Genomic DNA, 25,831 nt, shown 5'->3' with positions numbered 1-25,831 from the left:
ATATTCGAAAGCAGCCTGCACTGCGCCGAGTGATTTGCCACCCTTGCAGCAGTTAGGATCGCCTTGCCTGCCATGGCGTGGAGGCCGTCACATCGCCGTCATCGCGCAGCCATCCGATGGTCGGATTTTTCGCCGGCCGATCACGAAACGGGAGATATTCCGCGGCACGACGGCAATGTCCCGCGACGTTTTGCGCCGTCGTTTCGTTGGGCCAGCCTTGTGCATCCGCTTCACAGCCGCCCGCCGATCTGGCATAGCTCGCGCTGCACGTCTTGTGCTTTTTCGAGAGCTCCCGCCTTGAACCCCCTGTTCGAAATCGTCGGTGCCGCGGCCGCCATCCTGACCACGCTCGCCTGGCTGCCGCAGATCATGAAGATCCTGCGCGAGCGCAAGACAGGCGACATCTCGCTTGGCACCAACGCGGCGCTTGCCACCGGCATCTCGCTATGGATCGTCTATGGCGTGGCGCTCGGCTCGCTGCCGGTCATCCTCTCCAACTCGATCACGCTGGTCTTCATCCTCGCCATCGTCGGGCTGAAGCTGCGCTTCGGATAACGAACGGCCGACGGGTTCAGGTGCCGATCTTGCGTACCAGTGCTGCGGTCGCCAGGATCGTCGCCATGTCGGCTATCATCGGCTCGATATGGGCCTTGTAGTCGAGCACGACGGTCGAGGCCGGCAGCTCGAAGAACTCCTTCTTGTGCGGCAGGAGCAGGAATCCGTCACGCTCGGTCAGTGCGATCCGCGCCGGCTCGCCCGGCCACGCTTCCTTGAGCCAGTTCAGCGCCTGCGCCATCTGTCCCGACACGAGCGGCTGCGCCGCCTCGACGTTGTCGGTGCGGAAGTCATAGGCCTTGTCGAGTTCGCCGCCTGACGAAATCTCCTGCAGCCCGCCGCCGAACATCTCGCGGAAGAAGCCCATCACCGTGTTGGTCTTCAGTGTCGCCACCAGCGTACCCGGAAAGGGCTTCGCGATGTCGAACGCCACGATGATGCCGTCGAACAGGGTGACGTCCGACTTATCCACCCGTCGCCACAACGCGGTCTCGTAGAGCTCGAACGAAAAGCCCTCATATGTGCCCGAGACGATGTCGTCGAAATGGCTGTCGCTGTAATCGCCGATAGTCTCGCGCGGCAGACGCGCAAAGCTCCCGGGCGTCTCGCCTTTTGCCAGCCGCATGTCCCCGACGAACCCGAACACGATCGGCAGCAACTTTTCGCGCAACGACGCCTGCAGATCACCCGCCGGCTTGGCCGCGCGGAAATAGACAAAGAACGAGGCGATGAAGGCAACCGCGTAGAGATAGAGATGCGGCGTCGAAACCCAAGTCTCTGCGGGGTCGGCGGCAAGATTGAACACCACCGCTAGCACCACGACTGCCAGCGCCAGCAGGCCCAGGAACAACGGCACGCGCCACAGCACCGAGCGCTTGGCTGCCTTGCGCCGCGCCTCGTAGGCGTCAAGGTCCCGCCTGATGCCGGCGATGACAGATTCGTCGGGCATGAAACCTGCGCTCATAGGTGCTCCCCGGCGGCGTCGCGCAACCAGTTGTCGCGTTAGGGACGCCGCAATCTAGACCGATGCACCGGATGCATGGTGCGCCGGCGGCTGGCCGGATGATAGCGGCTTTTCGGCAAATGTCGCGGCGCAAACAAGGGGATGGCGCAACAACCAGAATCAACATGTGAGGGCTGCTCAGCCGCCTTGGCAGACTGCTTCCCAGCGTGCCCGCGCCTGGACGCCTGGCCTGCCTTCGACCTTGTCGAGCGGCACCAGCGTTTCGCGGTCTCCGTCGCGCAGGCGCATGAACGGCACCAGCCGGTAGCTGGCGATCCGGCCGCGCGTCGAGGCATCGGCACTGACCTCGGCCATGAGGATCGCCCCGAGCCGCCCCGGCCAGGGCTGGCGCGCCAGCGCCGTACCGAAGAAATCGCCAAGCCCGTAGGCGACGAGCGTCTCGCGGATCCGCGCCATCGGCTGCACGACATGGGCATGGTGCCCGGCCACCAGACCGATACCGAGCTCGGCCAGACGTTCCGCCCAGGCCTGTGTTTGATCGCGCGGAAAATGCCGGAACTCCCAGTCCCAGTGCGGCACCGCGCACATCAGGTCGACGCCTTGCGCGCCCGCCATTCCATCGCGGCTGTCGGCGAAAAAGCCCTCGGCCATAGCCACCCGACCGGCAAACTCCGCTGCCGCGGCGTTGCGCCATTGCGTGAACGCGACAAGCCCGAGCCTGAGCGGTCCGACGGCCACCTTGGTCACAGCCGTCGAGGTGCCTATCGTCGCAATGCCGAGCGCACCAAGGGTCGACAGCGTCTCGTCAAAACCTTCGATCCCCTGGTCGAGCACGTGGTTGTTGGCCAAAGACAGCACCAGCCGCTGCGGCGTCATTCCTGTGGCTTCCAGCGCGCCGGCCAGGAATTCGCACGTCATGGCATGATGCGTTCCGAGCCGCGTCCCGAAACGCGCTCTAGGACGCCGCACCACGGGGCTTTCGCAATTGCCGACCACCAGATCGGCGGAGGCGAGCAGCGCCTTCAGTTCCCCGTCGCAAACCGGCGACCGCCGGTTGGCGACCGCCGAGATGTCGCCGACGAAAGCCAGTCGCACGCTCTTTTCCGGCCTGGGCAACAGCACTGCCTCGGCAGGCACCGGCGCCGAAATGCTACCGCGCAACGACGGCTTCAGAAACCGGGCCGGCCAGGAGGCCTTGTAGGCGAAGGGATAATTGCTGGACACGCGTCGCCCGAAATTGATCGCCCGCACCCTAGCAGCAAATCACTGTACGCGGCTGGCGCGACACGGCTGCCCCCGGCTATTTTTGCGGCAGCTTCTTTCCGGCGCGTTCGATGGCCTGCCGGTAGACCGTGTCTATTTCCGGCACGATCGCCTGCGGCGCCAGTTGGTCGGCGATCGTCTGCCTCGCCGCCGTTCCGATCGACTGGCGCAACGCTGCGTCACGGGCAAGCATCGACGCGGTTTCGGTCATCCGCTCGACATCGCCTTGCGGGAAGATCCAGCCATTGATGCCGTCGCGCAGCAGTGCCGAGGAGTAGCCGACATTCGCGGACAGCACCGGCAGCGCCGTGGCCATTGCCTCGAGCGTGGCGATCGGGCCCTCCTCCATCTTCGACGTACAGAGATAGACGTCCATGGCGTGCAGCAACCGGGTCGCATCCTGCCGTTCGCCCGGCAGGTGAAGGCGGCCTTTGATCTGCGGGTCGGAAGCGGCAGCGCTCCATTGCGCATCGCCGGCCATGTTGCGATTCTCGCCGATCAGCAGCAGTTGGGCGTCAATGCCTCGTCCGATCAGCCCTTTCAGCACGCGCACCATTTCGATCTGGTTCTTGCGCGCGTCGATTTCGCCGACCGAACCAATGACGAAGGAAGACGCCTTGATCCCCAGCTCCGCCCGCGCAGCACTTCGGCTCGTGGGCGTCGCTGCCATGACAGTCGCGACGTCGAACATGTGCCGCACCAGATGCATGTTCCGCCGCCGCACCAACCGACGCGACAGATAATAGTCGGCGGTCTGCTGGCTCGGCGCGATCACCGCATGGGCAAACAGCCACGGCAGCTGCAACTGGCGGGTATGCGCAGTCATGACGATGGGCGTGCCGGCGGAACATCGGAACACCAGACCGAACTTGTTGCCGCGACTGCCATGGGCATGCACCACGTCCACGCCCCAGTCGCGCGCGGCGTAGCCGACGCGGCGCAACTCGGCCGGAGTGGTGGCAAAATCCGAACCCATCTTCTCGAGCGGACCGTCGAATTTCTGGTGTTCGATCCAGGAATTCCGCGAATGCACCAGCAACACGTCGTGCCCGGCATCGAGCTGCGCCTGGATCAACATCCTCGAGCTGGTCGCGACACCGTTCAGCCCGGCATGGCCCACCACATGCGTGATCCTCATCGCCCCATTTCCATTGATGCTGTGTTTCCGGACAGATGCGTGTCGACGACCGCGAACCGACGCCCTGGTTGAGAGACGATTGGACCGACGCCATATCGGCCAATTGACGCTACGGCAAGTGCGGCAGTGCACACCCCCGTCGTGGCTACGCCCGGCGGTGTCACGGCCCTAACCCATGCCCATTACCCAGGCATAAAGGATAATCGCACCAGTATACTGGCGCGTGGCAAGACAGACTGTAGTTTGGGTCGTTTCGAAATGAAATTCGGTCTGGAGGACTGCCCATGATATTTCGAAGACTTGGCATCACAGCGGCCATTCTGGCCGGGATGATGGCGCTGCCTGCCGCGGCGCTCGCCGCCGACGCCTACACCACCGGCAACGTCAATGTGCGCAGCGGCCCCGGCACCGGCTATGCCAAGATCGGGATGCTCTACGAAGGTACGCGCGTCGACCTGCGTGGCTGCGAAGGCAACTGGTGCAATGTCTACGGTTCCCGGCTGAGGGGCTGGGTCTCGGCCAACTATCTCTCCGACTATGTCGGCCGTCCGCCGGCAGTCGTCGTGGCGCCGACAATCGTCGTGCGTCCGCCGCATTACCGTCCACCGCACTGGAACCGGCCTCCACACTGGAATCGTCCTCCCAAGCCACGGCCGCCAAGGCCGCGCCCGCCCGGCGCCAACTGCAAGATCGCCCCGGGCTTCCCCTGCCCCCGTTGACGACTTCCTGACAGCCTGATGTCAGGAGCACAAACCGTCGCGGTCGCCGGTCCGGCATTCCGGCGCCCGTGCCCTTTCCATTTCTGCTGATACCGCCCATATTCCGCTCATGGCCAAATCTGCTGACAAGAAATCGCCCGCCTCGGGAAGCGACAACCGTGCCGCGCCGCGCAAGCGCGGCGGCAATGGCGTGACCGATTTTCTCGGCGCGTCCGAGCCATTGCATCGGCCCGGCTTCGGCGAAGCGCCACAGGCGGAACTTTCAGGCGCGCCGCTGTCCGGCTCGATTTCCGACTGGGCCGAAGAGATCGCCAGAGAGGCGGAGAAGCCGCAGCCAAAGGCCAAGAAGATCCCCGAAAAGAGCTCTGCACCCACACGCTCGGCGCGCGGCACCTCGATGGGCGGTGCCGCCTCGGCCAAGGATCGCGCCGCCGCCGGCCTCAACCCGGTCGCCGGCCTCGACATCTCGCTCGAGGACGCCGCCTCGCTGTCCAATTCTGGCGTCACCGCGACCGTTGCCGCCCTGTCGGCCCTAATCGAAAGCGGCAACCCGCTGCATAAAAACGGCGAGATCTGGGTTCCCCACCGCCCTGCCCGGCCGGAGAAATCCGAGGGCGGCATCCAGATCGTCATGCAGTCGGAGTTCGAGCCGGCCGGCGACCAGCCCACCGCCATCAAGGATCTCGTCGAAGGCGTCAATTCGACCGAGCGCACCCAGGTGCTGCTCGGCGTCACTGGCTCGGGCAAGACCTTCACCATGGCCAAGGTGATCGAAGAGACGCAGCGCCCGGCGCTGATCCTGGCGCCCAACAAGACGCTGGCCGCCCAGCTCTATTCCGAATTCAAGAAGTTCTTCCCCGACAACGCGGTCGAGTATTTCGTCTCCTATTACGACTACTTCCAGCCCGAGGCCTACGTCCCGCGCACCGACACCTACATCGAGAAGGAATCGACCATCAACGAGCAGATCGACCGTATGCGCCACTCGGCGACGCGCTCGCTGCTCGAACGAGACGACGTCATCATCGTCGCCTCGGTCTCGTGCATCTACGGTATCGGCTCGGTCGAAACCTATACCGCCATGACCTTCCAGATGGCGGTCGGCGACCGGCTCGACCAGCGCCAGCTGCTCGCCGACCTCGTCGCCCAGCAATACAAGCGCCAGGACATCAATTTCGTCCGCGGCTCGTTCCGCGTCCGCGGCGACACCATCGAAATCTTCCCGGCCCACTTGGAAGACAGCGCCTGGCGTATTTCGCTGTTCGGCGACGAGATCGATTCCATCACCGAATTCGATCCGCTCACCGGCCAGAAGACCGGCGACCTCAAAAGCGTAAAAATCTACGCCAACTCGCACTATGTGACGCCGCGCCCGACCTTGAATCAGGCCATCAAGTCGATCAAGGAAGAGCTGCAGCATCGCCTGCAAGAGCTTGAAAAGGCTGGCCGTCTGCTTGAGGCTCAGCGCCTGGAACAGCGCACCCGTTTCGACCTCGAGATGCTCGAGGCGACCGGCTCCTGCGCCGGCATCGAGAACTATTCGCGCTATCTCACCGGCCGCCGCCCCGGCGATCCGCCGCCCACCCTGTTCGAATATATCCCCGACAACGCGCTCGTCTTCATCGACGAAAGCCATGTCACTGTGCCGCAGATCGGCGGCATGTACCGGGGCGACTTCAGGCGCAAGGCGACGCTGGCCGAATACGGCTTCCGCCTGCCGTCGTGCATGGACAACCGGCCGCTGCGCTTCGAGGAATGGGACGCCATGCGCCCGCTCTCCGTCGCCGTGTCGGCGACGCCCGGCAACTGGGAGATGGAAGAGGCCGGCGGCGTCTTTGCCGAGCAGGTTATCCGCCCGACCGGCCTGATCGACCCGCCGGTCGAGGTGCGCCCGGCCAAGACCCAAGTCGACGATGTCGTAGGCGAAATCCGCGAGACGACGAAGGCCGGCTACCGTACCCTCGTCACCGTGCTGACCAAGCGCATGGCCGAAGACCTGACCGAATATCTGCACGAGCACGGCGTCCGCGTCCGCTACATGCACTCCGACATCGACACGCTGGAGCGCATCGAAATTCTCCGCGACCTCCGGCTCGGCGCATTCGATGTGCTGGTCGGCATCAACCTTCTGCGCGAAGGCCTCGACATTCCCGAATGCGGTTTCGTCGCCATTCTCGACGCCGACAAGGAAGGCTTCTTGCGCTCCGAGACCTCGCTCATCCAGACCATCGGCCGCGCGGCAAGAAACGTCGATGGCAAAGTAATCCTCTACGCCGACCAGATCACCGGCTCGATGGAACGCGCCATGGCCGAGACATCGCGCCGCCGCGAAAAGCAGATGTTGTGGAACGAGGCCAACGGCATCACGCCCGAAAGCGTCAAGTCGCGCATTTCCGACATCCTCGAGTCGGTCTACGAGAAGGACCACGTCCGCGCCGACATCTCGCAGTTCACCGACAATGCCGGTGCGATGATGGGCAACAACCTCAAGGCCCATCTCGATGCGCTCGAAAAGCAGATGCGCAATGCCGCCACCGACCTCGACTTCGAGAAGGCCGCCCGCATCCGCGACGAGATCAAGCGCCTGCGCGAGATGGAACTGGCCATCTCGGACGATCCGATGGCCAAATATGCCGATATGGAAAGTCCGGCGTCGGGGCGCGAAAAGGGCAAGCACAACAAGGGCGTGGCCAAGCATCGCACGGTTGAGGAGCAGGAACGCTTCCGCAAGCTCGACGAGGCACGCGCCGCCGAGGAGGCAGCCAAGGCTGCCCGTCCGAACCTGTTCCGCAAGCCGGACCTCGACAAAATGGGTGCCGATGGCACTGTGCCCGCAGGCAAGTCGCTGTTCGCCAAGCCTCATATCGACGACATGGGGCCAGGCACCGACATGACGACGCCCGCAGGTGCCGTGTCACGCTCGTTGTTCAAGAAGCAGTCGGCAGCCGAAGCCCATGGTTCGGACTACGGCGTCCCCGAAGACGGCAATTCGCTGTTCAAGAAGAACAGCCTCGACGAGATGACCGTCCGCCGCACCGAAAAGCCGGTCGAAGGCGTCAAGCCGGTCAAGCGCGCCAAGATCGGTGCCGGCTCCTACGAGGATCCGGCCGAAGCCGCGCGCGCAAAGAAGAAGCCGGGCAAATCAGGACGGCCGGGGAAATAGGCCGGCCGTTGCCCCCGATTGGCATCATGTTATCTTGTCAGCATGACCAAGCTCGAGCAGATCGAAAAGTCGGTTGAGTCTCTGTCCAAGGACGAGCTGAAGGAGTTCGCCGCGTGGTTCGCAGAACTGCAGGCCGAACGCTGGGACCGACAGATCGAGGAAGACGTCGCCGCCGGCAAGTTGGACAGGTTTGCGGAAGAAGCCTTGGCTGAACTCAAGTCCGGACGGACGCGGCCGCTTTGAACCATCATGCCAGCTCAAGGTTCTGGGCGGCATACGATCTTCTCCCTGAGCCTGTGCAGCAATTGGCCGACAAGAATTTTGCCTTGCTTCGCGCAGACCCGCACCACCCTTCACTGCATCTGAAGTCTGTCGGCCGCTATTGGTCGGTGCGTGTCGGGCGTGACCATCGCGCGGTCGCCGTCAGACTGGAGCACGACCTCGTCTGGTTCTGGATTGGGAAGCACGCAGAATACGACAAGCTTCTTCGTTGAAGCTTGATTGCCCCTGGCCGTGCCGACCCGTCTAGCTCCAATTGACGAATTCACGCGCCACGCATCGCCATGTTCAAATGGCGTTTTGGTGTGCCACGCAAAGGAGCATGTGCAATGGCAAGGTTCCAGCGCTTCGCCTCGGCCGCGATCTTCGCAAGCGCGGTCCTGACCTTCTCCGCCGCGGAAGCGGGCCCGCTACCGGCGTCGAGACCGGCGATGGTGCCGTTCGCCACCGTCGGCAGTGCTCCCATCCTGATCGGCAGCCGGTCGGTCACGGTCTCCAAGTCGACGAGCAAGTCGAGCTCGCGCTCCAGGAGCTGCTCCAACGGCAGTTGCACCACCGACAGCGACTCCCAGAGCAACACCGGCACCAGTTCGTCGACCAGCACCTCGACGAGCACCAGTTCGTCGAGCAATTCGAACACGAACTCGAACTGAACCGGCTCACGCCTGCCAGCACCGCTAGCTTGCAACCCAGGAAGAGCTCGGGGCGGTGCCTCCGGTTGTTCGCGAAAAATATTGGCCGGACATGTAGGTTCCGGCAGGCTTCGTTCGTCTTCAGTTCAAGGCATCCAACCGCCGAGCGCGACACGCACCCGGTTCGATGCCTGAACAGCCGAGTCGCACGCTTTCGCCGGCGGCAACGGCCATCAACGAACGGAGAGAAAAATGCCCGACAGCACTGCACCGACCGCCGCTCCCCCGGTTCTCGGCGGCCTGATCGCCTATCTGCAGGTCGACGGCGCCAGCAAGGCGGCCGAATTCTACACGCGCGCCTTCGGCGCCGAGACGGCCTTCGCCATCCCGCCGGACGAGCAGGGCCGGACCATGCACATCCACCTCTACGTCAACGGCAGCTCGATGATGCTTTGCGACGCCTATCCGGAGCACGGCCATCCGCACGAGAAGGCGCAGGGCTACACCATGCAGCTCATCCTCGGCGACAACATCGATGCCTGGTGGAAGCGCGCCGTCGATGCCGGCTGCGAGGTCGTCGTGCCGCTCGACGTCATGTTCTGGGGCGACCGCTGGGGCCAGTTGCGCGATCCCTTCGGCGTCTCCTGGGCCATGAACGCACCGGTCAAGAAGTAGCGGCCTTCATAGATGAAACCCGTCCGCCGGGCGGCGGACGGGGCGTTCAGCCAACCGGCACGGTCAGCTCGGCCTTCACCCGGTCCATCGCCACCAGCGTGCGAAACCGCCTGATGTTGGGATTAGCGAAGAACAGCCGCCGCGTCAGCGCCTCGTATTCGGCCATGCTTGCGACCGTGACCACCAGCACGAAATCGGCCTCGCCGGTGACGTAGTAGCACTGCTGCACCTCGGGCGCGGCGGCAAAGCTCGCCTTTGCTGCATCGAGCAGGTCGACGCGCTCGCTCTCCACCGCGATCTCGACGATGACGGTGATTGGTCGTCCGACCTTTTCGGGGTCGATCACCGCGACATTGGCAGAGATCACGCCGCCCTCTTCCATGCGCTTGATGCGCCGCTGCACCGCCGGCGCCGACAGGCTGATCGCTTCGCCGATCTCGCGTTGCGGCGTGGTATTGTCGCGTTGAAGAACGGCCAGGATCTTCAGGTCGAATTCATCGAGACCCGGTACCGCCTGCCTGTCCATCATCCCTCGCGAAACAAACTTGCACCAACGACGCCAGAATAGAGCGCATTTCTCGCCGGCGCTGCAATATAAATGCGCCGAAAGAGGAGACATCGGCCCATGCTTATTCGCAACCAGCACCCGGACTATCGCCGGCCGCTCGAGCCAATCGACGTCGAGACGCTTGGTGTCGAGGCCGCAGAGGCCGTCGAACGCTTTCTGTCGCACCGGCCCAACCACAAGCCGACGCCGCTGCGGTCGCTGCCTGCGCTTGCCGCTGACCTCGGCCTCGGCGCCATCCACCTCAAGGACGAGGGTTATCGCCTCGGCCTCGGCAGCTTCAAGGCGCTTGGCGGCGCCTATGCCGTCATCCGCCTGGTACTGGAAGCGGCGGAAAGCCAGCTCGGCCGCCCGGTCGGCATGGCCGAACTGCACAGCCCTGAAGTGGCAAAGATTTCGTCAGCCATGACCTTCGGCTGCGCCACGGACGGCAACCATGGCCGCTCGGTCGCGCAAGGGGCACAGCTTGTCGGCGCCCGTTCGGTGATCTTCGTCCATGGCGGCGTCAGCGACGCACGTGTCGCCGCCATCGCCCGCTACGGCGCCGAGATGGTGCGTGTTGCCGGCACCTATGACGATTCGGTCTCCGAGGCCGCGCGGGTCTGCGCCGAAAACGGCTGGACCGTCGTTTCCGACACGTCGTGGCCCGGCTACGAGCGCATCCCCGGCCTCGTCATGCAGGGCTACACCGCGATAATGCGCGAGGCACTGGAGAAGCTGCCGGCGCCGCCGACCCATGTCTTCGTCCAGGCCGGCGTCGGCGGCATCGCTGCCGCTGCCGCCGCCTATCTTTCGAGCCGCTTCGGCGAGAACCGCCCGACCTTCGTGGTCGTCGATCCGGCACGCGCCGCCTGCATCTTCGAGACCGCGCGGACAGGACACCCGGTCAAACTCCAGCACGGCGAGCCGACCGTCATGGCGATGCTCGAATGCTACGAACCCTCGCCGCTTGCCTGGCGCATCCTGTCGCGTGTCACCGACGCCTTCATGACCGTCGAGGACGAAACGGCCATCGAGGTCATGAACCGCCTCGCCCGCCCGCTCGGCCACGACCCGGTGGTGGTCGCGGGCGAAAGCGGCGGCGCCGGTCTGGCCGGACTGCTCACCGCCACGCGCGATCCGGAAATGCGCACAGCGATCGGCCTCGATGCCACCTCACGTGTTCTATTGGTCGTCACCGAAGGCGCCACCGATCCTGACCGCTACCGCGAACTCGTCGGTCTGCCGCCGGCAGATCTGACCAGCGAAGGCAAGTGACGGACCGTGCCTTCTCCCACAGGGGAGAAGGTGAGCCCGCCATGCTGGCGTAATGTCCGACCGGTATCAGCCGCCATCCGCATCTGGCATGAGGGCCAATCGACCGATGACCGTTTCTGTTCCTGTGGACGCTTCATCCAGAGCGCAATTTCCGTCCGATGCCGAGATCAGGCGCATCCTCATCGAGCGCATCGACCTGCAGCGGCAGAGCCTCGGCATCGTCGTCGGCACCTTCGGCGCAGCAGGGCGTCGCATCATAGCCCATGGCCAATTCGGCGCCTTTCATGCCCGCCCGGTCGACGGCGACACTGTCTTCGAGATCGGCTCGATCACCAAGGTTTTCACCGCCCTGCTGCTCGCCGAGATGGCCGGGCGCGGCGAGGTCGGGCTCGATGACCCGGTCGCAAGCTACCTGCCCGCAGACGTCGCCGTGCCGGAACGCGACGGCAGGCAGATCACCCTTTTCGACCTGGCGACCCATACCTCGGGGCTGCCGCGCCTGCCCGACAATTTCGCGCCGGCCAACGAGGAAAACCCCTATGCCGACTACACGGTCGAGCAGCTCCACGCGTTTCTGTCCGGCTACACCTTGCCCCGAGACATCGGCAGCCAGTACGAATATTCCAACCTGGCGATGGGCCTCCTTGGTCATGCGCTCGCGCTGCGCGCTGGCAAGGACTATGGAAGCCTGGTCCGCGAGCGTATCCTTGCGCCCCTCGGCATGTCGTCGACGGCCGACGCCGTCCTTCGCGACATGAAGCACCGGCTCGCCAACGGCCATGGCCACACCCTCGCTCCCGTTTCCTGTTGGGATCTGCCGACGCTCGCCGGCGCCGGCGCGCTTTTGTCCACGGCAAACGACCTGCTGAATTTTCTCGAGATGCTGCCGGGCGCGCGCGCCTCGCCGCTTTCCTCGGCACTCGCCACAACCTTGGCGACACGCCGCCCGATGGGCCTCGGCACCGACGAGACCGGGCTCGGCTGGGTCATTTCAGGCAGCGGCGACGACCAGATGATCTGGCACAATGGCGGCACCGGCGGCTATCGTTCCTTCCTCGGCTTCCTGCCGGCCAAGGGCATGGGAGTCGTTGCCCTGTCCAACACCTCGACCGAGGTCGGTGTCGACGACATCGGTGCTCACCTGCTCAACCGCGACAGCCCGCTCGCCCCGCCGCCGAAGGTGCGCGTTGCGGTGGCCGTCGATCCGGCGATCTATGACGGCTATGTCGGCAATTACCCTTTGGCGCCGGACTTCGTGCTGACCGTTACGCGCGAAGGCGAACAACTGTTCGCGCAGGCGACCGGCCAAGGCAAGGCCGAGATTTACCCGGAAAGCGAAGTGCATTTTTTCTACAAGGTCGTCGACGCCCAGATCAGCTTCGACGTCGACGGCAGCGGCCGGGCGTCAGGCCTGACGCTGCATCAGAATGGCCGGGACATGCCGGCGCAGCGCGTGACGGGATAGCCGCCAGCCGACGGACCGGCTATCCTGCCCGCGTCGAAGCCGATGCTTCGGCGCGATGGGTCCGGTCCCTGATGCAACGGCTGTCCCAGGATGATTTCGCCGCTTCGAAGCAGGATTGCCTGCTGCCGAACGGCATCCGCCTTGCCTATGTCGAAAAGGGCGAAGCGCGCGGAACACCTGTGCTGCTCCTCCACGGCTTCACCGACAGCGCGCGAAGCTGGAGCCTGATTGCACCCCATCTTGCCGGTGGCCTTCGGCTCGTCGCACCGGATTTGCGCGGCCATGGCCGTTCCGACAGGCCGGAGGGCTGCTACACCATCCCCGAAATGGCCCATGATATCAGGCTTTTCCTCGCCCAGCTCGGCATCGCGCAAGCCCATGTCGTCGGCCATTCGTTGGGCGGGCGGCTCGCGCAGGCCCTCGCCGAGCGCTGGCCGCAGGTGGTCGGGAAGATCGTGCTGATGTCGACCTCCGCAGTGCCGCGCGAACGCGCCGGCTGGCTGTGGGAAAACATCCTCGCACTGCGCGACCCCATCGATCCGGAATCCGCGTTCATCCGGGCCTGGTGCGCCGGCGCGGTCCCGGTCGACGGGGCATTCCTCTCCCATGTCCGGCGGGAATGCGCCTCGGTTCCGGCCCGCATCTGGCATTCGATCCACTACGAGCAGACGGCCTACGACCCCTTCCCGCTGCTGCAGGACATCTCCGCCCCCACACTCATGATGCGCGGCGAGCACGACGACATCGCCACGGCGGAACATCAGGCCCAGATGCTGGGCGCGATCGGTGGCGCCCGGTTGATCACGTTGCCCGGCCTCGGCCACAACATGCACTGGGAGGCGCCCGGCCTTGTGGCCGGGCGCATCAGTGCTTTTCTCCAGGCGCCGTAAGCCGCCTATTCCGCCGCCAGTGCCGGCCTGTGCGCAATCTCGGCGACATTGCCGCGATCCTCGCCCTCGGGCTCTGCCTGCTTCTTCTTCGGCTCCTTGCCGAAGAAGAGCGCATATCCGGCCGGCAGAACCAGGATGGTCAAGACGGTCGCCACCAGGATGCCGCCCATCATGGCGTAGGCGAGCGGGCCCCAGAACACGCCGCGCGAGATCGGGATCAGCGCCAGCACGGCCGTCATCGCCGTCAGCATGATCGGCCGGAAGCGTCGCACGGCAGCTCCGATGATCGCCTCGTAGCGCTCCATGCCGGCGGCGATGTCCTGGTCGATCTGGTCGACGAGGATGATCGAGTTGCGGATGATGATGCCGAGCAGCGCGATCACGCCGAGGATGGCGACGAAGCCGAAGGGCGCGCCCGATATCAGCAGCGCCGCCGCTGCCCCGATGATGCCGAGCGGACCGGTCGCCAGCACCAGCATCGCCTTGCCGAAGTGCTGGAGTTGCACCATCAGCAGAAGGACGATCACCAGCAGCATGACCGGCGCCTTGGCGGCGATCGAGGCCTGGCTTTCGGCCGCATCCTCGGCACCGCCCTGGATCTCGACCTTGTAGCCGGCAGCCAAGCTGTCGCGCAGCGGCTTGAGTTCGTTGAACAGCTTCATCGTCACGTCATTCGGCTGCACGCCGTCCGGCAAGGTCGCCCTCACCGTAATCGTCGGCAGGCGGTCGCGGCGCCATTCGATGCCCTGCTCCATGACGGGCAGCACCTTGGCCACCTGCGACACCGGCACGAAGCCACCGAAGTCGGTCGGCACATAGACGGAGTTGACCGCCGACAGCAGCTGGCGATTGGCAGCCGGCTCGCGGGCAACGATCGACACCGTCTCCTCGCCGTCGCGGAAGTCGTCCAGCGGCGCACCCTGCATCGCCGCCTGCAGCATCTGGCGAATGCGCTGCGAGGAAACGCCCAGTGCGCGCGCCCGGTCCTGGTCGATCACCAGCTTCATCGCCGGCACCGGCTCGAGCCAGTCGTCGTGAATGGCGTCGAGTTCGGGCGTCGCCGCGAACTTGGCCTTCACCTCGTCGGCGATGCGCCGCACTTCGGTACGGTCCGGACCGACAACGCGCAACTGCACCGGCCAGCCGGTGGGCGGCCCGAGGAACAGGCGGTCGACCTTGCCGCGGATCGAGGGGAAATCCTCGGCCAGGATGGTGCGCAGCTTGACGATCAGCCTTTCGCGCGCCGGCTCGTCATTGGCCATGATCAGCAACTGGGCGAAGTTCGGATTGCGCAGCTGCTGGTCGAGCGGCAGGAAGAAGCGCGGCGCGCCCTCGCCGATATAGGTGGCGATGAACTTCTTGTCCGGATTGTCCATCATCCGCGCTTCCAGCGCCTCGGCCTGCTTTTCCACCTCCTTGATGCTGGTGCCTTCCGGCAGCCACAGGTCGACCAGGATTTCCGGCCGCGACGACTGCGGGAAGAAGTTCTGCGGAATGAACTGGAAAGCGAACAGGCTGCCGAAGAAGGTCACCAGCGTCAGGGCCAGAACGATGATGCGGTGGCGCACGGCCCAGCTGACCGTCGCGCGCAGCCGGCGGTAGAAGCTGGTGTCGAATGCGTCGTGATGGCTGCCGGCGTGATTGCGCTGCTTGAGGATCATGTTGCCGAGCCATGGCGTGAAATAGACTGCAACGAGCCACGAGATCACCAGCGCGATGCCGACGACATAAAACAGCGAGCGCACATATTCGCCTGCCGTCGATTCAGCAAAACCGACGGGGATGAAGCCGGCCGTGGTGATCAGGGTGCCGGTCAGCATCGGAAAGGCCGTCGAGGTGTAGGCGAAGCTCGCCGCCTCGACCTTGACCAGGCCTTCCTCGAGCTTTCGTTCCATCATCTCGACGACGATCATGGCGTCGTCGACGAGCAGGCCCAGCGCGATGATCAGCGCGCCGAGCGAGATGCGCTGCAGGTCGATGCCGAGTTCGTACATGATGGCGAAGGTGGCGGCGAGCACCAGCGGGATGGTGATCGCGATCACCAGGCCCGAGCGCCAGCCGATCGACAAGAACGACACCACGAGCACGATCAGCAGCGCCTCGATCAGCGCCTTCATGAACTCGCCGATGGCTTCGGTGACGACCTCCGGCTGGTTGGAGATCTGGTCGACGGAGACGCCGTAGGGCAGAGATTCCTCGAAACGCTTGTAGGTCTCCTCGACGGCATGGCCGACATCGGTGACCTTGAAACCCTTGGCCATCACCACGCCGACCTGGACGCTGTCCTGGCCGTTGTAGCGGAACTTGCGCTGATAGGGATCTTCGAGGCCAGTCGTCACGGTGGCGATGTCGCCAAGCCGGGTGATCTGGTCGCCGGCGCGCAGCCTAAGCTCGCGGATGTCGGCCGTCTTGGAGAGATCGCCCTCGACCGAGATGCGTACCGAATGCGTGCCGGTGTCCACCGCGCCCGCCGGGTCGATGTTGTTCTGGCCGGCAATCGTGTTGCGCACGTCGTTCAGCGTAAGCCCGCGTTCGGCCAATGCCTTGGACGAAACGTCGATATAGATACGCTGCGGCTGGTCGCCGAGGATGACGGCCTTTTCGACGCCGGGCGTCGTCAAGAGCATGTCGCGCGCCTTGATCGCCTGCGCCTTCAGCTCGGGATAGCTGTAGCCCTCGCCGGCAATCGAATGCAGCGTGATGAAGGTGTCGCCGAACTCGTCATTGAAGAACGGCCCGAGCAGGCCCTGCGGCAGCTCGCTGGAGATGTCGCCGACCTTCTTGCGCACCTGATAGAACGCGTCCTTGACCTCGGCGGTGTCGGTGTCGCCCTTCACCTGGACGGTGATGATGGCGCTGCCGGCGCGGGTGTAGGACTTCACCCAGTCGAGATGCGGGGTTTCCTGCAGCTTGCGCTCGATCTTGTTGACGACCTGGTCCTGCATCTCCTCGATCGAGGCGCCGGGCCAGATCGCCTGTACCACCATGACGCGGAAGGTGAATTCCGGGTCCTCGCTCTGGCCCATGCGCATCAGGCCGAGCGCGCCGGTGATGATGATCAGGCCGAACAGGAAACGCGCAATGCTCGGATGCCCGATCGCCCAACGCGACAGGTTGAAGGGCTTCTTGTCCTGGCTGGAATTGTCCATGGCCGTGGTTCCAATTGGCGCACGCGACCGGGATCCGGCACAGCAGATGCGCAGGTTCAATGTTGAATGGCGTTGGCGGCGGCCCATCGGCCGCCGCAGCGGGCACTGTTCTTAGCGAATTGCCGCGGTGGCTTCGTTCGCCGCCGCGCGCTGTTCTGGCGTCGGCAGCTTGACCTTCAGGTTTTCGGTCATGAACTGCGTGCCGGCTGCCACCACGATGTCGCCCGGCTTCAAGCCTTCGGCCACCTGCACGCCGTCGGCGGCGAAGCTGGCCATCTTGATGCCACGCGCATGCACGGTTTCCCGGTCGTTGTTGACCACCCAGACGATCTCCTTGCCGTCCTGCTTGGCCAGTGCGCTGAGCGGGATCGACACGACCGCCTTGCCGCTCTGGACTGACGCCTCGATGGTGGCGCTCATGCCGAGCAGGACACGGCTGTCGTCAGGCAGGCTGACCCGCACCGAGAAGGTCCGCGACTGCGGATCGGCACTGCCGGCGACCTCGCGCACCTTGCCGTCGAGCACGAGCTTGTCGTCCGACCAGAAGCTCACCTTGACCGGCTTGCCGGGCTGGAACTGGGCGATCTCCAGTTCGGGGACGGCGATCTGCACTTCCTTGTCGCCATCTACCGCGACCGCGACGACCGGCGTCCCGGCGCCAACCACCTGGCCGGTATCGGCGCTGACGGAGGTGACGATGCCGCTCTGGTCGGCACGAAGATCAGCATAGCCGACCTGGTTCCTGGCCTGGCGCAGCGACGAAAGGGCCGCGTCGCGCTGTGACGATGCCTGCTTGTAGGCAAGTGCCGCCTGCTCGCGCTGCGCCTCGGAGGCGAATTTCTTGGCAAACAGCTGATCGGCGCGTTCATCGGCCAGGCGGGCGGTCTCGACCTGCTTTTCGGCAGCCTGGAGGCTCGCCTCGGCGCTGCTCTCGCCAAGTTGGTAGTCGGTCGGATCGATGCGAGCGAGAAGGTCGCCCGGCTTTACCTTGTCGCCGATATTGACCACCCGTTCGGTGATCTTGCCGGCGACGCGGAAGCCGAGGTTCATCTCGGTCCGCGCCTTTACGGCGCCGGAATAGTCGAGTTCGCGTGTCGCATCCGTGCTGGCGATCTGCACCACCTTGACCGGGCGAATGGCCTCGACGGTCTCGGTCTTGGCTTCAGAGCAGGCGGAAAGGCCAACGCCAAGCAGCGACACCAAAGCCAGGCTGGCCAGAGGACGCAGGTTCGCATTGAAGGTCTTGAACGAAATCATCGTTCGCACTCCTGGTTGTCTGTTTATCTGGATGCCGGCCCGTCGGCCGCTTGTTACTTCAGCGCCCTCAGGGCGTATTCCGTAAGTTCCTCGAACGTCGCGCGGTTCGGTTTGTTGACGCACTGCGACACCATCTGCGGGTGGCACAGTGTCGCCGTTGCAGCACCGAAGCAGCGCGCGGCAATCTGCGGATCCTGCTTGGAGAACTCGCCGGTGGCGATGCCCTGCGCGATGACTTCCGCAATCAGGTCGTGCAGCCGGTCAATGTGCTTTTCAATGACGTGCCAGTCGCGCTCCAGCGCGACGACGACCATCTCATGCACCTTTTCCTGGTCGAGCATGGTCTCGACGGTCAGGTTGTGCTGGGCATAGATGAAGCGGCGCAAACGATCGCTGGCGCTGCCTTCAGCACGCAGGATTTCGCAGGCCATCTGGTAGACCGCGCCGAGCATACGGCCGCAGATCGCCTGGTGGATTTCGACCTTGGAGGCGAAGAACCGGTAGATATTGGCCGGCGACATGCCGAGGTCGCGGGCAATGTCGGCCACATTGGTCTTGGTGTAGCCGTAGTGCCTGAACAGCCGCTCGGCGGAATCGAGGATGCGCCCGACAGTCTCCTGTCGCGCTAGATCCACGGGGCTTTCAGCAACGTCGTTCATGTTCAGGTCGCTCGATTTTACGACTGACGAATTTCTAATTTCGTCAGTCGTAAAACTTTATTCGTCTGCCGTCAATCCGCTGCACTGCAAAAACTGACATAAGCTGCCATCTGGCAGGAACCCGGGAGCCCGTTGCGCCCGCGCACTGGCCTTCGAGCTTCGTTGTATGGCGATGCAGTCCTTGGGCGTCACACTGGGAAATTGGCGAGGCGGCAATCGCTCCTTAGGCCGGTTATGGAGACCGCCGATTTCTGCTACACTACGTGGCTTCTGGGGACGGTGCCGAACGTTCCGGCGTGGCTATTCCAGCTACCTGGGACGAATCCGCAAACGACTTGCCGAGACTTGCAAACGCAAGGAGGTGAAGATGTCGGCCGTCAAATGGACCATCAAGGGACGTGAATTCCTGCACTGCAACTGCGCCTATGGCTGCCCCTGCCAGTTCAATGCGCTCCCCACCCAAGGCCACTGCCGCGCCATCGGCGCGATCGATATCGAGCAGGGTCATCATGGCACCACCAAGCTCGACGGGTTGCGCATCGCCATGATCGTGGCCTGGCCAGGCGCGATCCATCACGGCCACGGCCAGGTTGTTGCGATCGTCGACGAACGGGCGACGCCTGAGCAACGGGAAGCGCTGCTCAGGATCATGACAGGTGAGGATACCGAACCCGGCGCGACCTTCTTCCAGGTCTTTTCGACGACCTTCGAGAAGGTCCACGACCCGGTCTTCGCCAAGATCGACATTCAGGTCGACATCGACGGGCGCACCGCGCGTGTGAACATTCCCGGCGTCATGGAGGCTCGCGGCGAGCCGATCCTGAACCCGGTGACATCAGAGGCCCATCGGGCACGCATCAACCTTCCCAACGGCTTCGAATACACCGTCGCCGAAGTCGGCCGTGGCTGGGTCAAGACGTCAGGCGCGATCGAGCTCGACCTCAAGGATTCCCATGCGCATTTCGCCCGGATGCACATGACTGAAAGCGGGGTTGTCCGCCCGACTCAATGAGCGCCACTCGCCTCGAACTCCTGTTGAAGCGAGATCGGGCGGTCGTCCTGGCCGCCATCGTGGCCATTGCCGCGCTGGCATGGGCCTATGTGATCTGGCTTGCTGCGAACATGGGAGCAGCGCCTTCAGGCACTGACATCCCCGGCATGGACATGCCCGGGATGGACATGCCTGGAATGGACATGGGCGGCACGCTCGCCCCTGCCCTGCGGGGCTGGAGCGTCGGCGACTTCGCCTTCATGTTCGCCATGTGGGCAATCATGATGATCGGCATGATGCTGCCCTCCGTGGGGCCCATGCTGCTTGTCTATGCCGGCGTGGGGCGCCAGGCCGGCTCACAGGGCAAGCCCTTCGCCGCGACCGCTTGGTTCGCCGCCGGCTACCTGCTTGCCTGGGTTGCCTTCTCCATGATTGCCACATCGGCTCAATGGATACTGGAAAGCGTCCTGCTGCTGACGCCGATGACGGGCCTCGGCACAAGGATTGGCGGCGTCGTGCTCATCGCGGCCGGCATCTACCAGTGCACACCGCTCAAGGACGTCTGCCTGTCTACCTGCCAGAGCCCGATGCAGTTCATCATGCGCCATGGCGGCTTCCGCTCCGATCCCCGCGGCGCGATCAATCTCGGGGTCGAGCACGGCACCTATTGCATCGGATGCTGTTGGGCACTGATGGCGATCCTGTTCGTCGTCGGCATCATGAACCTGCTCTGGGTCGCGGCAATCGCCGCTTTCATCCTGCTGGAAAAAATCATCGTTCCTGGCCGCCTGCTGTCGCGCGCGGCAGGCACCGTGCTGATCGGCGCCGGCGTCTGGATGCTGCTCTAGAGCGTCTTGTACATGATCGTCGTCGGATCGAGACGATCCCCGCCCATCGGATCGCGGGCGAAACCTGGGATGACGCCGACAGTCCGGTAGCCCAGCGCTGTATAGAGCGGTTCGGCATTGTCGCCGGTACGCGTGTCCAGCGTCATCAGGCTGCGTCCCAATTCCCGCGCCCGCACCTCGAGTTCTTTCATCAGCAGTTGCGCGATGCCCTGGCGACGGAAGCCGGGATGCACCATCAGCTTGTTGACGTCGGCACGGTGCGGCTGGTTGGGCATGGTATCGCAGCCGAGCTGGACGGTGCCGGCGATCCTGTCGTCCTTGCTTGCCACCAGCATGATCCGCGTGCCGTCGCGCACCCCGGGCAGCACCTTGCCTGTCCAGAACCCCTCGGCCTCGGCATGCGCATAGGGCAACACGAAGCCGATGCTTGCGCCGTCATGCACACAGGCGTGCAGGAGTGCGCCCAAGGCGCCGAGGTGGCTTTCGATGTCGTCGGCGGAAAAGGTCGTGATGACGACGGTCATGATGCCTCACACGATAAACAAGAGATACTTCGCGCCCATCTCTTCAGGCGTGGCAAAGGCGCTCGGCCCGAACAGCTGGTAGCGCAGGCAGTCGCCGGCACCGAGTTCGTGCGTCCTGCCGTCAACCGTCACGGCCAGCCGCCCGGTGACAAGAAGCAGATGGTGCTCGAGGCCCGGCCGTGGCGGCGCGTCGTAGCTTATCCTCACGTCCGCATCGAGCTCACACTCCAACGCCTCCCCGGCCAGCGTCTGCGCCGGCGGCGAGATCGAACGTCGACGAAAACCGATTTCGGGGTCCGACCAGGTGGCCTGCACGTCGCGGCGCACGACCGGCGCGAACTCGCCTTCGACCATGTGCATCAGCCGCGACATTGTCAGCCCATAGGCGGCACACAGCTTGCCGAGCACGCTGGCGGTCGGGCTGACCTCGGCGTTTTCCAGCCGCGACAGCGTTGCCCGGCTGACGCCGCTGCGCTTGGCCAGTTCATCCAGCGACCAGCCGCGCTCGGCCCGCAACGACCGCAGCCGCTGGGCGATACGCCGGTCGATGCCGGTTTCATCGAGGAGTGAACTTTCCATATATGAGAAATATTCTCACAACAGGGATGATGTCAAGATAGCGCTCACATCGCGTCGTTCGTCATCCACTGCGCTCGTCTTCCGGAATGAAGGGCGAAGGGCCTTTACCCGAACGAAAACACAGCGCTCGGCTTCAACGCCACCGCACTGCCTGTACCGACATCGGCCACCGCATGTTCGGCGACCAGCCTCAGCCGCGTATGCGGCAGGTGCGCGCGGCCGGGGTCGCCGACAAGCACGTCGATGCCTTGGACTACGCATCGGTCGAGGAAGGCGGTGACGCGGCTTGCAAGATCGGCGGCGTAGAAAAGATCGCCGACGAGCACCAGGTCGACATCCGGCGCCGCGCCACCGGTCAGGTCGGCGGCCGCCGTGCTGACATGCACATCGTTGAACTCGGCATTGAGGCGGATCGCAGCGACGCCGTTGCGGTCTGTCTCGGCCGCCAGCACCGATCGCGCCCCGGCTTTCGCCGCGGCGATGCCGACCAGTCCCGAGCCGGCGCCCAGGTCGAGCACGCGCCGCCCCCGCACCGTCTCCGGCCGGTCGAGGATGTGACGGGCAAGCACCAGCCCGCCGGCCCACTGGTAAGCCCAGTAGGGCGGCGCCGGATCCTCGCCTGCTTCGTCCGCATCGGCAGCAAGCCGCCACAGCCCGCTTGCCGGATGGGCACTGTAGAGACGGATCTCGGGCACCGAGGGCACTGTGGCGATGCGCATGTTGGCCCGGATGAATTCCGCCGGATCCGGATGCATCTCGTGTGTTGAGTTTTGACGATTCAAAGTCCGTTCCCACGCCGCGCGCTTGACTGCTGCGCACAATGGCCGACTTCGCGTCCAGCGCAAGCCCGCCTCTGGCGTCGATCGGGACAGAAGCCCGGCAAGCACCGGGGCTCCCGTCCCGCATGGGGAACGAAATCAAGCCATCTTGGCTATGATCTGGCGCATCTCTCCAGCGTCGAACGCCTTGAGTGTCTGGGCTCTGACATTGCCGAGTTCCGATATCGACAGGCTAAGCGCTGTCGCGGTCAAGTCATCGGGCGCCTCGGTAATGCTGATCACGTCGTATTTGCCGAGCGTCCACAACAGCGTGTGCACCTTGGCGCCACCCTTTTCCGCCATCGCCCTGAATGCGTCGGCCCGCTTCGTCGTGTCCCGTACGCTGCGAGCCCCTTGGTCAGTAAAGTTCACCAGGAAAACGTAATATGCCATTTCGACCTCCCTCGATTGCGGAGGCGTGCGGGCGCATCTGGCGTTGCCGCCGTTTCTCCCGTCCGCACGATAGCACGGTTCGTCTGGCGATCATGTAGACGGAAGGGCGGCCTGGCATAGGCTTTACGAGCTAAGGCCGGCCCTTCCCCCTTGGCTGCGGCTGGGTCAGCCCTTCAGCACACCCGACTTCTTCGCCACCCAGGTGGCGATGTAATCCATCAGCGCCGGCGACAGGCAATCATAGGGCTCGAGGCCGAGTTCCTTCAGCCGGGCACGCACGCCATCCATCTCGGAGGGATCGACACCTGCCTCGATGATCGACGAGACGAAGGCGGCAAAGCCCGGTTCGGCCCAGCCTGCTTCCTGGAAGCGCTCAGGATGGATGAAGTCGAGGCCCTTGAAGGCGTGGTCGCGCTCGACCGGGCCGTACATGTGCACGCCGCAGCCCTTGCAGGCGTGGCGCAGGATCAGTGCGCTCGGGTCGACCACGGCGAGCTTGTCGCCGTTTTCCAGCACGGTGACGTTTTCATGGGCCGTGACGGCCACCACCGAAAACCTGGCGCCGTCGGGCTTCCAGCACTTGGTGCAGCCGCAGGCGTGGTTGTGGGCGACCTGCCCCTTGATCGCCACCTTCACCGGGCGGTCGGCGCAGGCGCAGACCAGCGTGCCGCCGCTGAAGCTGGCGCTGCCCGGTTTGACGCCGCCATCGAGTGCTGGATGTATCGATACTGAAGCCATGACCTGTTCCTCCCAGTTGTGGCGTCCGCCCGGACGCCGTCAAACGCTATGCGGCAGAACTCTATTCGGCTGGTCCCATACGATACATGTCGCGGAGGCTTTTGTGCATATCCGCCGTTCCGATCCGGTCGGACAGCTGTGGCATGAAACGGGCCTTCGCCCGAACCTGCCGGCACGGCGCCGATTGCTTGGTCTTGCGCATGTCCAGACAAGCAAAAACCCCGCCAGTAACGGCGGGGCTTGGGTTCGTTCTGATGGAACGATTAGAACCGGTAGTTCAAGCCGAGTTTAACAGCGCTGAACTGCATGTCGAAATTGCGGTTGTTGACCGGATTTCCCGGGAAGTTCGCATCGACGAGCATGACCCTGTTCTTGCCGAGATCGGTATACAGGTACTCGCCCTTCAGCGACCACTTGTCCGTAAGTGCATATTCGGCACCAGCCCCAACCGTCCAGCCGACTGCGATATCCGACTTGGATGTTTCAAACTTGGTAGCGCAACCGGTGGGCGGAAGGGGAGCCCCAACAACGCGAGCCCGGTCACAGCCAAGCATGTGATCGACATTGGCCCAAGCCAGGCCGCCCGTGACAAAAGGCAGGAAGCGGCCGGCGGAATAGCCGAGGCGCGCGCGGAGCGTACCGAGGGCGGTTATTTCATCCTCGGTGTAGTAGCCGTTGTACACGCTGATCGTCCGGCCGTCGAAGGCGCCGCTCACATTGCCCAGCGAAACGTCAGCTTCGACGCCGAGAACGACATTGTTCGAGAACTGGTGATTGTAGCCGGCCTGGATACCGCCGAATCCGCCGTCGATGTCCTGCTCCGTGGCATTCGGGTTGTTGACGTCGAGGACGGTACCCCAGCCATAACCGGCATGAACGCCGACATATCCGCCAGTCCAGTTTACCGAAAGATCAGTGGCCTCATGTGCAACTGTATCCGCCGCATATGCCGCAGAGCTAAACAACAATGAAACGGCTAGCGCCGCACCAGCCTTCACGAGAAACATTATATGCAATCCCTATTCAATGGATATGCATACGCAGATAGCAAGATTCCATCATGAATGCTATACTAGAAATTACGTATTCTTTATTTACTTGAGTTTACTTTCGATAAACTTTTCCAGCGCGCAAGACCCCGGAATTGCACGATCGCAGGACACTTGCCCCCACCCGCCACCTGTCATTGCGCCGTCGTCGAGAACATAGAAGGGGCCAGCAGTCGCCTGGCGCAGGATCTCCTCGAAGCGCTCCTGCGTTTCGCGGCGCAAGTTGCGCGACCGGCCAACGGAAATAGCCGCAGCAAGAAAGCGGTAACCCTGCCAAGGCGAAATGGCTTCACGGCCACCACAAGCCATTGAAGTTGGCTGCGCGCAGCGCAATCTGCTGGCTGGTTGTGCCACCCAAGGAGAAGCCGGATGAAATTCCTGGCCGTTTCGCTCGCCACTTTGTTGGCAGCAGCGATCTTGCCTGCCTCTGCCGCGCCGCTTTCGACGCCGTTCCAGCCGGCGATCGTTGGCCTCGTCTTCAAAGTCGGCGGCTGCCACGAAGACGTGCGTGACTCGTATATCCCCGAGATCGGCCGGCGCGCGTCGCACTACCACGAGCACGACAGTTGCCGGCCGGTGCTGGTCGGCGGCCGGCAGCAACCCGCGCGCCGATCAGCGGACTGCCACCGCGATGTGCGTACGCACCGCGTCGATGGCATCGTCTTGCGCCATCGCCATGTCGGCGACGATTGCCGCGTGCGCGAAGTCAGGCGCGCAAACGACTTTTCGCCGAACTGATCCTAATGGGACCAGCCTCCCTGCGCCGACAGCCGGGAGGCTGGCCGCTGTTCTAGCAGGGGCCGTTGTCGACGACGCGGAAGCCGGCGGAATCAGCCTCGCAGGCATTGGGGAACGTACGCAAGGAACCGCCGCGCTGGCCGCAGACCGGCCGGTATTCCCTGGTGCAGAATTGCTGGTTGCCGCCCCCGCCGCCATTCCAGCCACCGCCACCGCCGTTCCAGCCGCCGTCGCCGCCACCGCCACGGCACTCGCCGCCGCGGATGATGCGGTAGCCGGCGGCCTCCGCCATGCAGGAGTTTGCGAAGGTCTGGCGATCATTTCCCCGCCGCGCGCAGACCGGATCATATTCGCGCGTGCAGAACTGAGGTCCGGGCTCCGGACGCGGCGGCCGCGGGCCAGGCCCAGGCCCCTCTTCCACCACCACGCAGGATGCGAGCATCAGCGACAGCAACGAGGCGACCGTTGCTCTTCGCGCAAAGGTCTTTGCCGAAAACACCATGGAATTAGCTCCCTCTCGTTC

27 protein-coding genes are annotated in these 25,831 nt (G+C 64.2%); 12 read left to right on the top strand and 15 right to left on the bottom strand.

Translation table 11 applies throughout. The annotated features are described in order from the left end of the window. Positions 1-297: 297 nt before the first annotated feature. The gene (locus GGQ99_RS00575; protein ID WP_108607358.1) at positions 298-555 is read left to right on the top strand and encodes a SemiSWEET family sugar transporter; all 258 of its coding nucleotides are present in this window, start codon (positions 298-300) and stop codon (positions 553-555) included. A gap of 16 nt (positions 556-571) precedes the next feature. Here the strand turns inward: GGQ99_RS00575 and GGQ99_RS00570 are convergent, their stop codons facing one another. The 3 genes from GGQ99_RS00570 to GGQ99_RS00560 all read right to left on the bottom strand — a co-directional run bounded on the left by GGQ99_RS00570 (position 572) and on the right by GGQ99_RS00560 (position 3,920). After that, positions 572-1,519, bottom strand: coding sequence for a DUF3137 domain-containing protein (locus tag GGQ99_RS00570; protein ID WP_183259942.1), 948 nt, complete (start codon positions 1,517-1,519; stop codon positions 572-574). A 177-nt stretch (positions 1,520-1,696) separates the two neighbouring features. Next, positions 1,697-2,743 (bottom strand): CapA family protein, encoded by a 1,047-nt coding sequence (locus tag GGQ99_RS00565; protein WP_343061622.1) that lies wholly within the window; start codon positions 2,741-2,743, stop codon positions 1,697-1,699. Between the two features lie 76 nt (positions 2,744-2,819). Next, positions 2,820-3,920: a glycosyltransferase family 4 protein gene (locus GGQ99_RS00560; RefSeq protein ID WP_183259940.1), complete on the bottom strand. Its 1,101-nt coding sequence runs from the start codon at positions 3,918-3,920 to the stop codon at positions 2,820-2,822. A 284-nt stretch (positions 3,921-4,204) separates the two neighbouring features. Between GGQ99_RS00560 and GGQ99_RS00555 the strand changes: the two genes are divergently transcribed. The 4 genes from GGQ99_RS00555 to GGQ99_RS00540 all read left to right on the top strand — a co-directional run bounded on the left by GGQ99_RS00555 (position 4,205) and on the right by GGQ99_RS00540 (position 8,296). Beyond that, positions 4,205-4,639, top strand: a complete 435-nt coding sequence (locus tag GGQ99_RS00555) for an SH3 domain-containing protein (RefSeq protein WP_183259937.1) — start codon at positions 4,205-4,207, stop codon at positions 4,637-4,639. 109 nt (positions 4,640-4,748) lie between these two features. After that, positions 4,749-7,802 carry an excinuclease ABC subunit UvrB gene (gene uvrB, locus GGQ99_RS00550; protein ID WP_183259935.1) on the top strand — a complete coding sequence of 1,018 codons (3,054 nt, stop codon included), beginning with the start codon at positions 4,749-4,751 and terminating at the stop codon, positions 7,800-7,802. A gap of 42 nt (positions 7,803-7,844) precedes the next feature. Continuing rightward, positions 7,845-8,045 carry a hypothetical protein gene (locus tag GGQ99_RS00545; RefSeq protein WP_108607352.1) on the top strand — a complete coding sequence of 67 codons (201 nt, stop codon included), beginning with the start codon at positions 7,845-7,847 and terminating at the stop codon, positions 8,043-8,045. Next, entirely contained in the window at positions 8,042-8,296 is a 255-nt protein-coding gene (locus GGQ99_RS00540) for a ParE family toxin-like protein (RefSeq protein ID WP_183259933.1), read from the top strand. The genes GGQ99_RS00545 and GGQ99_RS00540 overlap by 4 nt, the downstream gene beginning before the upstream one ends. Positions 8,297-8,346: 50 nt before the next feature. On the opposite strand, the gene GGQ99_RS00535 is transcribed toward GGQ99_RS00540, so the two are convergent. After that, complete coding sequence (locus tag GGQ99_RS00535; protein ID WP_183259931.1) at positions 8,347-8,721, bottom strand: hypothetical protein; 375 nt, start codon at positions 8,719-8,721, stop codon at positions 8,347-8,349. Positions 8,722-8,965: 244 nt separating this feature from the next. On the opposite strand from GGQ99_RS00535, the gene GGQ99_RS00530 reads away from it, so the two are divergent. Further along, entirely contained in the window at positions 8,966-9,388 is a 423-nt protein-coding gene (locus GGQ99_RS00530; protein ID WP_108607349.1) for a VOC family protein, read from the top strand. A 46-nt stretch (positions 9,389-9,434) separates the two neighbouring features. Here the strand turns inward: GGQ99_RS00530 and GGQ99_RS00525 are convergent, their stop codons facing one another. Beyond that, the gene (locus tag GGQ99_RS00525; RefSeq protein ID WP_183259929.1) at positions 9,435-9,914 is read right to left on the bottom strand and encodes an Lrp/AsnC family transcriptional regulator; all 480 of its coding nucleotides are present in this window, start codon (positions 9,912-9,914) and stop codon (positions 9,435-9,437) included. A gap of 99 nt (positions 9,915-10,013) precedes the next feature. Here GGQ99_RS00525 and GGQ99_RS00520 point away from each other — a divergent pair, with 99 nt between their 5' ends. The 3 genes from GGQ99_RS00520 (at position 10,014) to GGQ99_RS00510 (ending at position 13,565) form a co-directional block, all read left to right on the top strand. Continuing rightward, the gene (locus GGQ99_RS00520; RefSeq protein ID WP_183259927.1) at positions 10,014-11,210 is read left to right on the top strand and encodes a diaminopropionate ammonia-lyase; all 1,197 of its coding nucleotides are present in this window, start codon (positions 10,014-10,016) and stop codon (positions 11,208-11,210) included. Between the two features lie 106 nt (positions 11,211-11,316). Continuing rightward, positions 11,317-12,675 (top strand): serine hydrolase, encoded by a 1,359-nt coding sequence (locus GGQ99_RS00515; RefSeq protein ID WP_183259925.1) that lies wholly within the window; start codon positions 11,317-11,319, stop codon positions 12,673-12,675. A gap of 71 nt (positions 12,676-12,746) precedes the next feature. Then, positions 12,747-13,565, top strand: coding sequence for an alpha/beta fold hydrolase (locus GGQ99_RS00510; RefSeq protein ID WP_425486767.1), 819 nt, complete (start codon positions 12,747-12,749; stop codon positions 13,563-13,565). Between the two features lie 5 nt (positions 13,566-13,570). On the opposite strand, the gene GGQ99_RS00505 is transcribed toward GGQ99_RS00510, so the two are convergent. From GGQ99_RS00505 to GGQ99_RS00495, 3 genes are all read right to left on the bottom strand, one after another. Continuing rightward, the gene (locus GGQ99_RS00505) at positions 13,571-16,714 is read right to left on the bottom strand and encodes an efflux RND transporter permease subunit (RefSeq protein WP_183259922.1); all 3,144 of its coding nucleotides are present in this window, start codon (positions 16,712-16,714) and stop codon (positions 13,571-13,573) included. A 111-nt stretch (positions 16,715-16,825) separates the two neighbouring features. Then, a complete protein-coding gene (locus GGQ99_RS00500) occupies positions 16,826-17,971 on the bottom strand; it encodes an efflux RND transporter periplasmic adaptor subunit (protein ID WP_183259920.1) in 1,146 nt (381 codons plus the stop codon). Positions 17,972-18,024: 53 nt separating this feature from the next. Next, positions 18,025-18,630, bottom strand: a complete 606-nt coding sequence (locus GGQ99_RS00495) for a TetR/AcrR family transcriptional regulator (RefSeq protein ID WP_183259918.1) — start codon at positions 18,628-18,630, stop codon at positions 18,025-18,027. Between the two features lie 367 nt (positions 18,631-18,997). Between GGQ99_RS00495 and GGQ99_RS00490 the strand changes: the two genes are divergently transcribed. Both GGQ99_RS00490 and GGQ99_RS00485 read left to right on the top strand, forming a co-directional pair. Next, complete coding sequence (locus GGQ99_RS00490; protein WP_108607342.1) at positions 18,998-19,642, top strand: DUF1326 domain-containing protein; 645 nt, start codon at positions 18,998-19,000, stop codon at positions 19,640-19,642. Next, positions 19,639-20,469, top strand: coding sequence for a DUF2182 domain-containing protein (locus tag GGQ99_RS00485; RefSeq protein ID WP_183259917.1), 831 nt, complete (start codon positions 19,639-19,641; stop codon positions 20,467-20,469). The genes GGQ99_RS00490 and GGQ99_RS00485 overlap by 4 nt, the downstream gene beginning before the upstream one ends. Here the strand turns inward: GGQ99_RS00485 and GGQ99_RS00480 are convergent. The 6 genes from GGQ99_RS00480 to GGQ99_RS00455 all read right to left on the bottom strand — a co-directional run bounded on the left by GGQ99_RS00480 (position 20,466) and on the right by GGQ99_RS00455 (position 24,528). Continuing rightward, positions 20,466-20,993, bottom strand: coding sequence for a GNAT family N-acetyltransferase (locus GGQ99_RS00480; protein WP_183259915.1), 528 nt, complete (start codon positions 20,991-20,993; stop codon positions 20,466-20,468). The genes GGQ99_RS00485 and GGQ99_RS00480 overlap by 4 nt on opposite strands. A gap of 6 nt (positions 20,994-20,999) precedes the next feature. Next, positions 21,000-21,572, bottom strand: a complete 573-nt coding sequence (locus tag GGQ99_RS00475; protein ID WP_183259913.1) for a helix-turn-helix domain-containing protein — start codon at positions 21,570-21,572, stop codon at positions 21,000-21,002. Between the two features lie 104 nt (positions 21,573-21,676). Further along, on the bottom strand, positions 21,677-22,327 hold the full coding sequence (locus GGQ99_RS00470) for a class I SAM-dependent methyltransferase (protein ID WP_183262306.1): 651 nt from the start codon (positions 22,325-22,327) through the stop codon (positions 21,677-21,679). 162 nt (positions 22,328-22,489) lie between these two features. Then, the gene (locus GGQ99_RS00465; RefSeq protein ID WP_183259910.1) at positions 22,490-22,783 is read right to left on the bottom strand and encodes a GYD domain-containing protein; all 294 of its coding nucleotides are present in this window, start codon (positions 22,781-22,783) and stop codon (positions 22,490-22,492) included. Between the two features lie 165 nt (positions 22,784-22,948). After that, complete coding sequence (gene gfa / locus GGQ99_RS00460; RefSeq protein WP_183259908.1) at positions 22,949-23,521, bottom strand: S-(hydroxymethyl)glutathione synthase; 573 nt, start codon at positions 23,519-23,521, stop codon at positions 22,949-22,951. Between the two features lie 263 nt (positions 23,522-23,784). After that, positions 23,785-24,528, bottom strand: a complete 744-nt coding sequence (locus GGQ99_RS00455) for an outer membrane protein (RefSeq protein ID WP_183259906.1) — start codon at positions 24,526-24,528, stop codon at positions 23,785-23,787. Positions 24,529-24,939: 411 nt separating this feature from the next. Between GGQ99_RS00455 and GGQ99_RS00450 the strand changes: the two genes are divergently transcribed. Next, positions 24,940-25,308: a hypothetical protein gene (locus GGQ99_RS00450; protein ID WP_108607335.1), complete on the top strand. Its 369-nt coding sequence runs from the start codon at positions 24,940-24,942 to the stop codon at positions 25,306-25,308. A 52-nt stretch (positions 25,309-25,360) separates the two neighbouring features. Here the strand turns inward: GGQ99_RS00450 and GGQ99_RS00445 are convergent, their stop codons facing one another. Beyond that, the gene (locus GGQ99_RS00445) at positions 25,361-25,810 is read right to left on the bottom strand and encodes a Kazal-type serine protease inhibitor family protein (RefSeq protein WP_108607334.1); all 450 of its coding nucleotides are present in this window, start codon (positions 25,808-25,810) and stop codon (positions 25,361-25,363) included. Positions 25,811-25,831 lie beyond the last annotated feature (21 nt).

Source organism: Aminobacter niigataensis (assembly GCF_014200015.1).
In the GTDB taxonomy this organism is placed as follows: Bacteria; Pseudomonadota; Alphaproteobacteria; order Rhizobiales; family Rhizobiaceae; genus Aminobacter; species Aminobacter niigataensis.
The sequence above is the reverse complement of the archived record's forward strand: the minus strand, read 5'-3'. Positions and strand labels throughout refer to the sequence as shown.